This is a genomic window from Rhizobacter sp. P3_B12 (genome assembly GCF_056402895.1).
Genome location: NZ_JBFUGN010001488.1, coordinates 1 through 1,003, shown reverse-complemented (window position 1 = coordinate 1,003; position 1,003 = coordinate 1). Strand labels below are relative to the sequence as shown.

1 protein-coding gene and 1 pseudogene are annotated in these 1,003 nt (G+C 65.2%); both read left to right on the top strand.

Annotation, left to right across the window (positions count from 1 at the left end; genetic code table 11):
* Positions 1-108 precede the first annotated feature (108 nt).
* The gene (gene ndk, locus AC1D01_RS36330) at positions 109-534 is read left to right on the top strand and encodes a nucleoside-diphosphate kinase (protein WP_477874611.1); all 426 of its coding nucleotides are present in this window, start codon (positions 109-111) and stop codon (positions 532-534) included.
* Positions 535-566: 32 nt separating this feature from the next.
* Positions 567-1,003, top strand: a pseudogene (locus AC1D01_RS36325) (23S rRNA (adenine(2503)-C(2))-methyltransferase RlmN); the annotation flags it as partial.

Sequence of the window (1,003 nt, the reverse complement as noted above, 5' to 3'; positions counted from 1 at the left end):
GGATATGGCGGTGGCGGTGGCGGCGGTGGTCGCCGCGGCGGCAGTTGAGCCCCCTTCAAGCGATACAATCCGAAGCTTTGCCAAGTGCTTGATTCAGGAGAAAAAATCATGGCGATCGAACGTACTCTTTCCATCATCAAACCCGACGCCGTCGCGAAGAATGTGATCGGCCAGATCTACGCCCGCTTCGAAGGCGCAGGCCTGAAGGTCGYGGCCGCGCGGATGGCCCACMTGTCGCGCGGTGAAGCCGAAGCGTTCTACGCGGTGCACAAGGCACGCCCGTTCTTCAAGGACCTGGTCGATTTCATGATCTCCGGCCCGGTGATGATCCAGGCGCTGGAAGGTGAAGGCGCCATCGCGAAGAATCGCGATCTGATGGGCGCCACCGATCCGAAGAAGGCCGAGAAGGGCACGATCCGCGCCGACTTCGCCGACAGCATCGACGCCAATGCGGTGCACGGCTCCGACGCCCCGGAAAYGGCGGCCGTCGAGATCTCGTTCTTCTTCCCTGGCATGAACGTCTACTCGCGCTGAGCGGGCAGCGTTCCCTCTCGATGGAGGCTGGCATGAGTCTCACCAACCTCCTCGAGTTCGACCTCGACGGGCTCGCTGCCTACTGCGAGCGGCTCGGCGAGAAGCGCTTTCGCGCGACCCAGCTGTTCCGCTGGATCCACCAGAAGGGCGCGTCGGATTTCAACGCGATGTCCGACCTCGCCAAGTCGCTGCGCGACAAGCTGGCGGGCGTCGCCTGCGTCACGCCGCTCGCCGTCGTCAGCGAGCAGGCCTCGACCGACGGCACCATCAAGTGGCTGTTCGACGTCGGCGGCGGCAATGCCGTCGAGACGGTGTTCATCCCCGAAGACGACCGCGGCACGCTGTGCGTGTCGTCGCAGGCCGGCTGCGCGGTCGGCTGCCGCTTCTGCTCGACCGGCCACCAGGGCTTCAGCCGCAACCTCACCACCGGCGAGATCGTCGCCCAGCTGTGGTTCGCCGAGCACCACCT